This window comes from Streptomyces sp. DSM 110735 (genome assembly GCF_016482685.1).
In the GTDB taxonomy this organism is placed as follows: domain Bacteria; phylum Actinomycetota; class Actinomycetes; order Streptomycetales; family Streptomycetaceae; genus Streptomyces.
Genome location: NZ_JACYHF010000006.1, coordinates 303033 through 314799, shown reverse-complemented (window position 1 = coordinate 314799; position 11767 = coordinate 303033). Strand labels below are relative to the sequence as shown.

At 72.5% G+C, this 11767-nt stretch carries 9 protein-coding genes; 6 read left to right on the top strand and 3 right to left on the bottom strand.

Going from position 1 to position 11767, the window contains the following annotated elements; translation table 11 throughout:
- Positions 1–6 precede the first annotated feature (6 nt).
- A complete protein-coding gene (locus IF655_RS13010; protein ID WP_199584786.1) occupies positions 7–420 on the top strand; it encodes an SSI family serine proteinase inhibitor in 414 nt (137 codons plus the stop codon).
- A 21-nt stretch (positions 421–441) separates the two neighbouring features.
- Here IF655_RS13010 and treY read toward each other — a convergent pair whose 3' ends face one another.
- Together treY and glgX are read right to left on the bottom strand one after the other, a co-directional pair.
- A complete protein-coding gene (gene treY / locus IF655_RS13005; protein ID WP_199584784.1) occupies positions 442–2817 on the bottom strand; it encodes a malto-oligosyltrehalose synthase in 2376 nt (791 codons plus the stop codon).
- 109 nt (positions 2818–2926) lie between these two features.
- Entirely contained in the window at positions 2927–5038 is a 2112-nt protein-coding gene (gene glgX, locus IF655_RS13000) for a glycogen debranching protein GlgX (protein WP_199584779.1), read from the bottom strand.
- A 413-nt stretch (positions 5039–5451) separates the two neighbouring features.
- Here glgX and IF655_RS12995 point away from each other — a divergent pair, with 413 nt between their 5' ends.
- Both IF655_RS12995 and IF655_RS12990 read left to right on the top strand, forming a co-directional pair.
- Positions 5452–6690: an SAV2148 family HEPN domain-containing protein gene (locus IF655_RS12995; RefSeq protein ID WP_026248799.1), complete on the top strand. Its 1239-nt coding sequence runs from the start codon at positions 5452–5454 to the stop codon at positions 6688–6690.
- 102 nt (positions 6691–6792) lie between these two features.
- Entirely contained in the window at positions 6793–7515 is a 723-nt protein-coding gene (locus IF655_RS12990; RefSeq protein ID WP_199584774.1) for a 3'-5' exonuclease, read from the top strand.
- Positions 7516–7558: 43 nt separating this feature from the next.
- Here IF655_RS12990 and IF655_RS12985 read toward each other — a convergent pair whose 3' ends face one another.
- The gene (locus IF655_RS12985; protein WP_199584769.1) at positions 7559–8422 is read right to left on the bottom strand and encodes a phosphotransferase enzyme family protein; all 864 of its coding nucleotides are present in this window, start codon (positions 8420–8422) and stop codon (positions 7559–7561) included.
- Positions 8423–8611: 189 nt separating this feature from the next.
- On the opposite strand from IF655_RS12985, the gene IF655_RS12980 reads away from it, so the two are divergent.
- Genes IF655_RS12980 through IF655_RS12970 form a run of 3 tightly spaced genes read left to right on the top strand, consistent with a single transcriptional unit; the run spans position 8612 to position 11648 of the window.
- Complete coding sequence (locus IF655_RS12980) at positions 8612–9532, top strand: carbohydrate ABC transporter permease (protein ID WP_199584768.1); 921 nt, start codon at positions 8612–8614, stop codon at positions 9530–9532.
- Positions 9529–10362, top strand: a complete 834-nt coding sequence (locus tag IF655_RS12975) for a carbohydrate ABC transporter permease (protein ID WP_199584767.1) — start codon at positions 9529–9531, stop codon at positions 10360–10362. The genes IF655_RS12980 and IF655_RS12975 overlap by 4 nt, the downstream gene beginning before the upstream one ends.
- Entirely contained in the window at positions 10362–11648 is a 1287-nt protein-coding gene (locus IF655_RS12970; protein WP_199584765.1) for an ABC transporter substrate-binding protein, read from the top strand. The genes IF655_RS12975 and IF655_RS12970 overlap by 1 nt, the downstream gene beginning before the upstream one ends.
- The last annotated feature ends 119 nt before the right edge of the window (positions 11649–11767 follow it).

Here is an 11767-nt window from a genome sequence, read left to right as displayed (position 1 = left end):
CCGGGCATGACCCCTCTCACCCGTGCGACAGCGGCGGCCGGCGCCCTGGCAGCCGCCCTCGCCCTCCTCGCGACCTCCCCCGCCTCCGCCGCCCCCCGCCCCGCCCTCCCCGGCGACTGGCTCCACCTCACCGTCAGCCAGGGCGAGACCCTCGCGCCCGGCGCCCGCCGCGCCCTCCTGCTGTGCGACCCGCCCCGGGGCACCGCCCACGCGGCGGAAGCCTGCGCCCAGCTCACCGCCGCGGGCGGCGACATCGGCCGCATCCCGCCGAAGGAGGTCTTCTGCACGATGCTCTACGCCCCGGTGACCGCCCACGCCTCCGGCTTCTGGCACGGCCACCGGGTCGAATACACCCACACCTTCTCCAACGGGTGCGTCCTGTCCGCGCAGACGGGAGCGGTGTTCGCGCTGGACGCGTGACCGCCCGACCACGGGACGCCCTCAGGGAGCCTCTGCGTCTCCCTCCTCGGCCCGCTCCAGCAGCGCCACCGGCAGCGGGCCGAGGAGGTCCGCCACCGGGACGCAGCCCTTGAACTCCCGGTCCGGCGTGAGGACGTCCCGCCAGCGGCCCGGGGGCAGGGAGAGGGTCGTCTGCCGCCAGCCGCCGGACTCGGCCAGGCGGAGGGAGAGGCGGGTCACCACCGTGATCACCTCGCCGGAGCGGGTGAAGGCGAGGCAGTGGTCGGCTGCCGGACCCTCGGCGGGCAGCGGGTCGTACGTGCCCGTCGTGCCGAAGACGTCCGGGCGGCGGGCGCGCAGCCGCAGGGCCGCCGTCGTGAGCGCGTCCTTCTCGCCCGGGGACTTCGCGGAGAAGGTGGCCGGGCGGCGGTTGTCCGGGTCGACCAGGGCCCGGTACTCCGCCTCCGTGCCCTGGTAGACGTCCGGGACGCCCGGCATCGTCAGATGGACCAGCGCGGTGCCGAGGACGTTGGCGCGGATGTGCGGGTCCAGGGACTTGCGCAGCGCCGCGACGCGTTCGCCGGGCGGTCCGCAGGGACCCGCCGAGACGAACGCGGTGACCGCCTCCTCGTAGGGCGCCTCGCGTTCCGTCCAGCTCGTGTACATCCCCGCCTCGCGCACATGCTTCAGCAGGTACTCGCGGACGCGTTCCTCCTCCGCCGGACCCAGACCGAACACCGTCTGCCAGGCGGACCAGGCGAGTTGACCGTCGGGCGCCATCTCGCCGGAGCGGGCCAGGTCCGCGAGCAGGGCTGCCCAGCGCCCCGGGCACTCGCTCAGCACCGCGAGCGCGGCGCGTACGTCGGCGCTGCGCTTGGTGTCGTGCGTGGTGACGACCGTGCCGGTGTCCGGCCAGTCGGCGGCGAGGCGCGCGCAGTACGCGTGGAACTCCGCCGGGGAGACGCCCGGGCGCCCCGGATCGCCGCCGACCTCGTTCACCGACAGCAGCGGCACATAGCGGTAGAAGGCGGTGTCCTCCACGGACTTGGCGCGCAGCGCCGACGCGGTCTGGGCGAACCGGGTGCGGAACTCGGTGAGTTCGGGGACCGACCCGTCGTCCTCGCCGGTCAGCAGCGCCCGTACGACATCCACCGCCTCGGCCTCCTCGGCCACGGCGAAGGCGCGCCGTGCCTCGGTGGCCGCCTGCCGCGTGAGCACGGCGGTGGCGTCCTCGGAGGCGTACGGACGGTAGACGCGCAGCCGGACGAGGAGTTCCTCCAGAGCCGTGCGCAGGGCCCAGGGGGCGCGGTCGCGCAGGGCGAGGTCGGGGGAGGCGGCGCAGAGGCGGACGGCGGCGCGGGTGAGACGGTCGGTCTCGGCGGCCAGTTCGTGGGTGAGCACCTTGTAGGCGGCCCGGCGCACGGTGGCGTCCCAGTCGCCGCCCCGGTCGGTCTGCGGGACCGCGAACGCGCGGTAGTGGTCGAGGAGTTCACCGGTGCCGTCGGGGTCGGTGAAGACGCCGTCGACGTGGCGCAGGGCGTCGTAGCCGGTGGTGCCCGCGACGGGCCAGGAGGCGGGCAGGTGTTCGCCGTCGGCGAGGATCTTCTCCACCACGGTCCAGCGACCGCCGGTCGCCTCGTGCAGCCGCGCCAGATAGGCGTCCGGGTCCGCGAGACCGTCCGGGTGGTCCACGCGCAGCCCGTCGATCACGCCCTCGTCGAGCAGCCGCAGGATCGTGCCGTGGGTGGCGTCGAACACCTCGGGGTCCTCCACACGGACCCCGATCAGCTCCGAAATGCTGAAGAACCGGCGGTAGTTCAGCTCGGTGCGGGTCAGCCGCCACCACACCGGGCGGTACCACTGCGCGTCCAGCAGCTCCGGCAGCGGCAGGTGCTCGGTGCCCGCGCGCAGCGGGAAGGCGTCGTCGTGGTAGCGCAGCACGTCGCCGTCGACGACCAGATGCTGCCGCTCGCCGCCGACCGGACCGCCCAGAACGGGCAGCAGCAGCCGTCCGCCGCGCACCTCCCAGTCGATGTCGAACCAGCGGGCGTACGGCGACTCGGGACCCTCGCGCAGCACCTCCCACAGGGCGCGGTTGTGCCGGGGAGACATCGCCATGTGGTTGGGCACGATGTCCACCACCAGACCGAGCCCGTGCTCCCGCGCGGTGTGCGCGAGCGAGCGGAGCCCGGACTCGCCGCCCAGCTCCTCGCGCACGCGCCCGGGGTCCGTCACGTCGTACCCGTGGGCGGACCCCGGCACGGCCTCCAGGACCGGGGAGAGATGCAGATGGGAGACGCCGAGTTCCGCCACATGGGGGACGGCAGCCTCGGCGGCGGCGAACGGGAACGAGGGCTGGAGCTGGAGTCGGTAGGTGGCCGTGGGCACGCCCGGCCGGGGTCGCGCGGCAGCAGTCATGCAGTGCTACGTACCCCGTGTGCCCGGTTTCGTGTCACCGGTCCCCGTACGGACCAGCGGCGACCCGCGCGGACCGGCCATGCGCCCGCGCGGACCGCCCCCGGTCCGCTCAGGCGGGCCGTTGCAGCACGGTCATGCTCCGGTCCGGCAGGGTGATCCGCTCGCCGCCCGCCACCTTCGGACCCGTGTTCGGCGGCACGCCCTCCGGCCGGGCGGTGTCGACCACCACCTGCCACTGCCGGCCGTGGTCGGCGGGGACCAGGAAGTCCAGCGGCTCGGGGGAGGCGTTGAACATCAGCAGGAAGGAGTCGTCCGAGATCCGCTCCCCGCGCGGTCCCGGCTCGGAGATCGCGTTGCCGTTGAGGAACACGCTCAGCGCGGACGCGGGCGCCGAGTCCCAGTCCCGCTGGGTCATCTCCTCGCCCTCGGGGGTGAACCAGGCGACGTCCGACAGCTCGTCGTGGGTGCCCTCCACGGGGCGGCCGTGGAAGAAGCGGCGCCGCCGGAACACCGGGTGGTCGCGGCGCAGCCACACCATCGCCCGCGCGAACTCGAGGAGTTGGCCGTCGCCGCTCTCGGACCAGTCCACCCAGGACAGCTCGTTGTCCTGGCAGTAGGCGTTGTTGTTGCCGCGCTGGGTGCGGGCGAACTCGTCGCCGTGGCTGATCATCGGCACGCCCTGGGACAGCATCAGCGTGGCGAGGAAGTTCCGCATCTGCCGGGCGCGCAGCTCGCGCACCTCCGGGTCGTCGGTGTCGCCCTCGGTCCCGCAGTTCCAGGACCGGTTGTGGCTCTCGCCGTCCCGGTTGTCCTCGCCGTTGGCCGCGTTGTGCTTCTCGTTGTACGACACCAGGTCGTGCAGGGTGAAACCGTCGTGACAGGTGACGAAGTTGACCGACGCCAGCGGGCGGCGCCCGTCGTCCTGGTAGAGGTCGGAGGAACCGGTGAGCCGGGAGCCGAACTCCGCGAGCGCGCGCGGCTCACCGCGCCACATGTCCCGTACCGTGTCGCGGTACTTGCCGTTCCACTCGGTCCACAGCGGCGGGAAGTTGCCCACCTGGTAGCCGCCCTCGCCCACGTCCCAGGGCTCGGCGATCAGCTTCACCTGGGAGACCACCGGGTCCTGCTGCACCAGGTCGAAGAACGACGACAGCCGGTCCACCTCGTGGAACTGCCGGGCCAGGGTTGCCGCGAGGTCGAAGCGGAAGCCGTCGACGTGCATCTCGGTCACCCAGTACCGCAGCGAGTCCATGATGAGCTGGAGCACGTGCGGGGAGCGCATCAGCAGGGAGTTGCCGGTGCCCGTGGTGTCCATGTAGTAGCGCGGGTCCTCGGTCAGCCGGTAGTACGACGGGTTGTCGATGCCCTTGAACGACAGCGTGGGACCCAGGTGGTTGCCCTCGGCGGTGTGGTTGTAGACCACGTCGAGGATCACCTCGATGCCCGCCTCGTGCAGCGCCCGCACCGCCGACTTGAACTCCAGGACCTGCTGCCCCCGGTCGCCCCAGGAGGCATAGGCGTTGTGCGGGGCGAAGAAGCCGATGGTGTTGTAGCCCCAGTAGTTGGTCAGACCCATGTCGGCCAGGCGGTGGTCGTTCACGAACTGGTGCACCGGCATCAGCTCAAGAGCCGTCACCCCGAGCTTGGTCAGATGCTCGATGATCGCCGGGTGCGCGAGAGCCGCGTAGGTGCCGCGCAGCTCCTCCGGCAGACCGGGGTGCCGCATGGTCAGACCCTTGACGTGAGCCTCGTAGATCACCGTGTGGTGGTAGTCGGTGCGCGGCGGACGGTCGTCGCCCCAGTCGAAGTACGGGTTGATCACCACCGAGGTCATGGTGTGCGGCGCGGAGTCCAGGTCGTTGCGCTGGTCGGGGGCGTCGAAGTGGTAGCCGTACACCTCCTCGCCCCACTGGACCGACCCGCTGACCGCCTTGGCGTACGGGTCGAGCAGCAGCTTGGCCGAGTTGCAGCGCAGACCGCGCTCGGGCTCGTAGGGACCGTGGACACGGAAGCCGTAGCGCTGGCCCGGCATGATGCCGGGGACGTACGCGTGCCGCACGAACGCGTCGCTCTCCCGCAGTTCCACCGCCGTCTCGGAGCCGTCGTCGTGCAGCAGACACAGCTCTACTCGGTCCGCGGCCTCCGTGAAGACCGCGAAGTTGGTTCCGGCACCGTCATAGGTGGCACCGAGTGGATACGCCTCTCCAGGCCAGACCTGCATGGACACGACTCTTTCAGGTGGGCGGCCCCGCTGGGGGCGCGTCGGCGGCGAGTCTCCCCGAAAGTGAGGGACCTTCAGAGGACTACCCCGTCTGGCGCTCCCATGGCGCCTCGGTTGCGCCCCGTTCGGATATCGGCCGGGACACGGCCCGGGGTCAACACGGGTTTCCGCCGGGTCGCCCCCGGGGCGAGGACGGTCCGGCAGCGCCCGCACCTGCGCGGACGCGCCCGCCGCGGCGCGCTCACCGCTATGAATCCGCTCACTCCCGCCGCCCGCGCCGCGCGGAACGGCCACTGCCCGACGGGAAGTTGGGAAACCGACCTGTCCATCCGGCTGCACCGCCCGCCGCTCCCGGAGTACCCTTCCTTGATCGTTGGGACGGGGAAGGTCCGGGGGACGGAAGGCGGTGCAGGGTGGGGTCGGGAGGGCTGGAGCTGCCCCCTGGTGGCGAGGGTCACGAGGGGAGCTCCACGGACGTCCCGCCCGGCGCGGTGTCCCTGGCACGGCCGATGGACGCGGGGTCGATCGGACCGGAACTGGACTGGGACGCGAGCGCCTGGCTGGAGGTGCGCACCCGCGCCCAGCGGGCCGGCCGGGCCTACATCTGGCTGAACCTCGTCGAACAGCGGCTGCGCGCCGTCGTGGCCGCCGTGTTGCGCCCGGTCTACGAGCCCGTCCACGGCGACGACTGGGTGGTGGCCGCCGCCGGACCCGCCGGACAGGAATGGGTGCAGCGGGCCGTCGCGGTGCGTGAAGTCAGCCGCCGCAAGGGCTACTTGCTCGACCCGGCCGACGACAACGTGCTCAGCTTCCTGACGCTGCCCCAGTTGCGCGAGCTGATGGTGCAGCACTGGCCCTGCTTCGAGCCGTACTTCGACGAGCGCCGTGACCTCGAACTCGCCCTGGACGAGCTGGAGGTGACGCGCAACGTCGTCTCCCGCAACCGCGCCCTGTCCGAGGCGGTCCTCGGTCAGGCGGAGCGCGCCTCGGCCCGGCTCCTCGAACTGCTCGGCGCGGGCGGTGACGTGCCCTCGGCGGGGCGTCTGCGGGTGGACGCGGTGGAGGACCTCGTCGGCGACCGGTACGCGGACGTGGTGGCCGTCCACCCCGACCGGGTGCGGCTGATGCGGCAGTTCCCGGCCGAGGACCTCTTCGGCGGGGCGCGCCGTCTGGACGCCATCGGCATCGGACTCAACCTGCTGGTGCAGAACTTCTCCGGGCGCCGACTGGTCCGGCTCGCGGAGACCGGCTGCCGGGTACGGCTGCTCTTCCTCAACCCCGCCTCCAGCGCGGTCAAGCGCCGCGAGCGCGAACTCGGCATGAAGCGGGGCGAGTTGAGCCGCTCGGTCGAGATGAACATCCTGCACATGCGCCGGGTCCGCTCCCGGCTGCGGGACCCGGGCGCCTTCGAGATCCAGGTGTACGACGAGACACCGCGCTTCACCGCCTATCTGGTGGACGGCGACGGCGCGGACGGGGTCGGTGTGGTGCAGTCCTATCTGCGCGGGGCGCGCGGCATGGAGTCGCCGGTGCTGGTGCTGCGGGGCGGCAGCCGGGTGGTCCGCCCGGACCAGGTGGGCGAAGCCGGTCTTTTCCCGACCTACCGCGAGGAATTCGAGACGGCTTGGGCGGATTCGCGCCCGGTGTCCTGAATCATCCCTCCGTGGGGCGGGGGTCGACCCCGGGTTGTCAGTGCCGCGTGCCATGGTGGAGGCCACTGGGGGAACGCACCACCACGAAAAGGGGGACCACCCATGACCTGGCACCGGCAGACGCTGACCGCTTTCGACCTGGAGACGACCGGAACCGACCCGCAGGAGGCACGCATCGTCACCGCCTCCGTCCTGGAGGTCGGCGCGGGCGAACTCCTGGGCCACCGCGAATGGCTCGCGGACCCGGGCGTCGAGATCCCGGCCGACGCGGTCGCCGTGCACGGCGTCAGCAACGAGCGCGCGACCGCCGAGGGGCGCCCGGCCGACCAGGTCGCCGACGCCGTCGCGTCCGCGCTCGTCTCCTCCTGGCAGACCGGCATACCGGTCGTCGCCTACAACGCCGCCTTCGACCTCACCCTGCTCTCCGCCGAACTGCGCCGCCACGGGCTGCCGTCGCTGTCCGAGCGGCTCGGCGGCGAGCCCCTGGGCCCAGTCATCGACCCGTACACGATCGACCGCTGGGTGGACCGCTACCGCCGCGGCAAGCGCAACCTGGAGGCGGTCTGCGCCGAGTACGGCATAACCCTCACCGCCGCCCACGACGCCTCCGCCGACGCCCTCGCCGCCGCCCGCCTCGCCGTGGCGATAGCCGAGCGGCACCCGAAGATCGCCGCGCTCGGTCCGGCCGAGCTGCACCGGCGCCAGATCGAGTGGTACGCGGCCTGGGCTGCCGACTTCCAGAGCTTCCTGCGCCGCAAGGGCGACACCGAGGCCGTGGTGGACGGGACCTGGCCGGTGCGGGAACTGGTGGCGGAGCGGGTCTGAGCCGACTTGGTCCGAGCCGGTCCGGTACCCGAGGGCGCCGGGCTCAGAAGGGGTACCAGCGCACCGACTCGTCCCCGTCCCGCAGCGACGCCACCCGGCGCTCGAACTCCGCCAGCGCCTTGGGGTTGGCGGGCGCGTGCTGGGCCACCCAGGCGCAGCTCGCGGTCTCCCGGGCGCCGCGCAGCACCGAGCAGCCCTCCCACGCGCGCACGTCCCAGCCGTACGCCTCGGTGAAGGCGTCGTACTTCTCGGCGGGCAGCCCGTAGCGGTCCCGGGAGAGGGCCATCACCACGAGGTCGTGCTCGCGCAGGTCGGCGGAGAAGGTCTCCAGGTCGACCAGGACCGGTCCATCGGGGCCGATGTGCACATTGCGCGGCAGCGCGTCGCCGTGGATCGGACCGGGCGTCAGGTGCGGGGTCAGCGCTGCCGCCGCCGGGGCGAAGCCGTCGCGCCGCGCCCGCAGATACTCCGCGTCCGCCGGGTCGATCGCGTCGCCCGCGAGCCGCAGCCAGCGCTCCACCCCGCCCAGCAGCGCGCGGGGCGGCAGCGCGACCGGCGGCGCGGGCAGCGCGTGCACGATCCGCAGCAGCCGCGCCAGATCCTCGGGCTCGGCCGGGCGCACGGCGTCGGGCAGCCGGTGCCACACGGTCACCGGGTGCCCTTCCACGAGCAGCGGCTCGGGCTCCGCCGCGCGCACCGCCGGTACGCCCTCCCCGGCCAGCCAGCCCGCGACCGCCAGCTCGCGCCGGGCGCGCTCCAGCAGGCTCTCGTCGCGGCCGACCTTGACCACGAGGTCACCGGCGGCGAAGACGGCGTTCTCGCCGAGGGCGAGGAGCCGCGCGTCCCGCGCCGGGCCGGGCAGCACCTTCGCCTCGGCCAGTACGTCCCGCGCCCGCGCCTCGTCCATCGTCCGCCTCCGTGTCCCGTTCCCGAGTCTGTGCTTGTGCTTGTGCCGGGTGCCGTGCGCCCCGTTCTCCGGTCAGTCTCGCATTCGCACAGGTCGGACCGTGTGCGCGGTCCCTTGACGCGATGGCGCCCCTTCGCAACCATGAACACGCCAATCCTGGGGGCAAAGGGGCTGACGGGGGCTGATGCCATGACGACGGTGGCCGAGGCGGCCGCACGGCGGAACGCGCGCCTCGCGCCCGCCCGCGACCACGGCGCCTGGTTCCTGGTGCTGCCCGCCCTGATCCCGATCCTGCTGCTCAGCGTCGGTCCGCTGCTCTACGGCATCCTGCTCGCCTTCACCGACGCGCAGTCGGGGCGCACCGCCGCCACCCGCTGGACCGGCGTCCTCAACTTCCAGGACCTGCTGCACGACACCCTGTTCTGGGAGTCCTTCCGCATCGGGCTGCTGTGGGCCGTCGGCGTGACCGTGCCCCAGTTCCTGCTGGCACTCGGACTCGCCCTGCTGCTCGACCAGGACCTGCGGCTGCGTCGCCTCGCCCGGGCGCTGGCGATCGTCCCGTGGGCCATGCCCGAGGTCGCCGTCGGCGTCATGTGGCGCCTGGTCTACAACCCGGACGCGGGCGTCCTCAACGAGACGCTGCGCGACCTCGGACTCGGCGGCGGGCGCGACTGGCTCGGCACCCTCACCACCGCGCTGCCCGCCGTCATCGTCGTCGGCGTCTGGGCCGGGATGCCCCGCACCACCGTCGCCCTGCTCGCCGGACTCCAGAACGTGCCCCGCGAACTGCGCGAGGCCGCCGCCGTGGACGGCGCGGGCGCCTGGCGCCGCTTCCGGGCGGTCACCTGGCCCGCGATCAGACCCGTCGCCCTCGCCATCACCTCGCTCAACCTGATCTGGAACTTCAACGCCTTCGCCCTGGTGTACGTCCTCACCGGCGGCGGACCGGGCGGCCGCACCCGGCTGCCGATGCTGTTCGCCTACGAAGAGGCGTTCCGCTACGGCCAGTTCGGCTACGCGGCGGCGATGGGATGCGTGATGGTCGCGGTGATCTCGGTCCTGCTCGCGGTGTTCCTCGCCGGTCGGCTGCGCGGGGGCGAGGAACAATGAGGACCCGCCCCGCCGCGCGCGCCGCCCAGTACGCGGCTCTGCTCGCCTATCTGGTCTTCCTGGCCTTCCCGCTGCTCTGGCTCCTCTCCACCGCCTTCAAGCCGCCGCGCGAACTGGCCTCCCTGCACCCCACCTGGATCCCGCGCCACCCCACCCTCGCCAACTTCCGCCGCGCCCTGGACGAACAGCCCCTGGCACACGCGGCATTGACCTCCCTGCTCGTGGCGCTCGTGACCGCCGTCGTCGCCGTACTGATCGCCACCCCGATGGCGTACGTGATCGCCCGGCGCCCCGGGCTGCTCTCCCGCGCGGCGACCGGCTGGGTGGTGGTCAGCCAGGCGTTCCCCTTCGTGCTGCTGATCATCCCGCTGTTCCTGCTGCTCAGAAAGCTGCGGCTGATCGACTCGGCGCCCGGGCTCGTGCTGGTCTACGTGGTGTGGTCGCTGCCCTTCGCGCTGTGGCTGCTGGTCGGGCAAATGCGTTCGGTGCCGGTCGAGTTGGAGGAGGCGGCGGCCGTGGACGGCGCCGGGCGGGTGCGGACGCTGGTGTCGGTGACGGCGCCGCTGCTCGCGCCGGGGATCGTGGCGACGGCGCTCTTCGCGTTCGTCACCGCCTGGAACGAGTTCTTCTTCGCGCTCGTCCTGCTCAAGAGCCCCGGAAAGCAGACCCTGCCGGTCGTGCTCACCCACTTCATCGGCGCCGAGGGCGTCGCGGACCTAGGACCGCTCGCCGCCGCCGCCTTCCTCGCCACCCTGCCCTCCCTGGCGTTCTTCGCGCTGGTCCAGAAGCGGCTCTCGGGCGGTCTGCTCGCCGGGGCGGTGAAGAGCTGATGCCGGTGCGTACCAGGATCGCCGCGACCGCCGTCGTGCTTCTCCTGCTGCTCGCGGGCTGCTCCTCCGGCAGGGCGGGCGGCGACGGCAGGATCGTGCTGCGCTTCCAGTCCCTCGCCTGGCAGCCCGAGTCCGTCGCCGCCACCAAGAAACTGGTCCGGGAGTGGAACGCGAGCCACACCCGCGTGAAGGTCGAGTACGTCCAGGGCAGTTGGGACTCGGTCCACGACCAGTTGCTCACCTCCTTCGAGGGCGGCGAGGCTCCCGACGTCATCCACGACGCCTCCGACGACCTGGCCGACTTCGCCCACGGCGGCTACCTCGCGGACCTCACCGGACTGCTGTCCTCCCGCCTCAAGTCCGACATCCCGCAGAGCAGTTGGGACACGGCACGCTTCGGGGACGGCGTCTACGGCGTGCCCTTCCTGCAGGAGCCCAGGGTGCTGATCGCCAACGCGAAGTGGCTGCGCACGGCGAAGGTGCGCGTGCCGACGCCCGAACACCCCTGGACCTGGACGGAGTTCAGGACGGTCACCAAGAAGCTCAGCGGGCACGGCACGTACGGCGTGGCCTGGCCGCTCAAGGAGCCCGTCTCGGCGACGCTCAACCTCTCGCTCTCGGCGGGCGGGCGCCTGTTCCACCAGGGCGCGGACGGCAAGGTGAGCGTGCGGTTCGGGTCCGGCGACGCCGTCGTACCCCGCACCGTCCACGACCAGGTCGCCGTCGACCACAGCGCCCCCGCCTCGACCCTCGGCAGCGGCGGCTCCGACACGCTGCCCGGCTTCTTCGGCGGCAAGTACGCCATGGTCCCGCTCGGCTTCTCCTACCGCCAGCAGGTCGCGCTCCAGGCTCCCAAGGGCTTCGACTGGGAGGTGCTGCCCGCGCCCGCCGGGGCGAACGGGCTCACCCAGGGCGTCAGCCCGCAGACCCTGTCCATCGCCGCCGACTGCCCGCACAAGAAGGAGGCTGCCGCCTTCCTCGACTTCCTGCTGCGCCCGCGCAACATGGTCCGCCTCGCCCTCGGCGACTGGATGCTGCCCACCGGCACGCACGCCCTGAAGGACCCCGCCCTGCACACCCGGAAGAACGGCTGGTCCACCGGCACCGCCCTCGCCGCCCACCTCCGCCCCGCCCCGGCGCAGTCCGTGCGCGGCTACCCGGAGTGGAAGGACAAGGTGGCCACCCCGGCGTACCAGGAGTACTACTCCGGCTCGATCGACCTTTCCGAACTGCGTCGCCGACTGGAACGGGACGGCAACCTCGTTCTCGCCCGCTACCAGCGCTGACGCGGTGTCCGATCCGCCCTTCGTAGATCCACTTTGCGATGACAAAAACTTGTTGAACAAGTCACAGCCGCGTGTAGGAGTTGATCCGGGCCCGCTCGATCCGCGAGAGTTCCGACGTA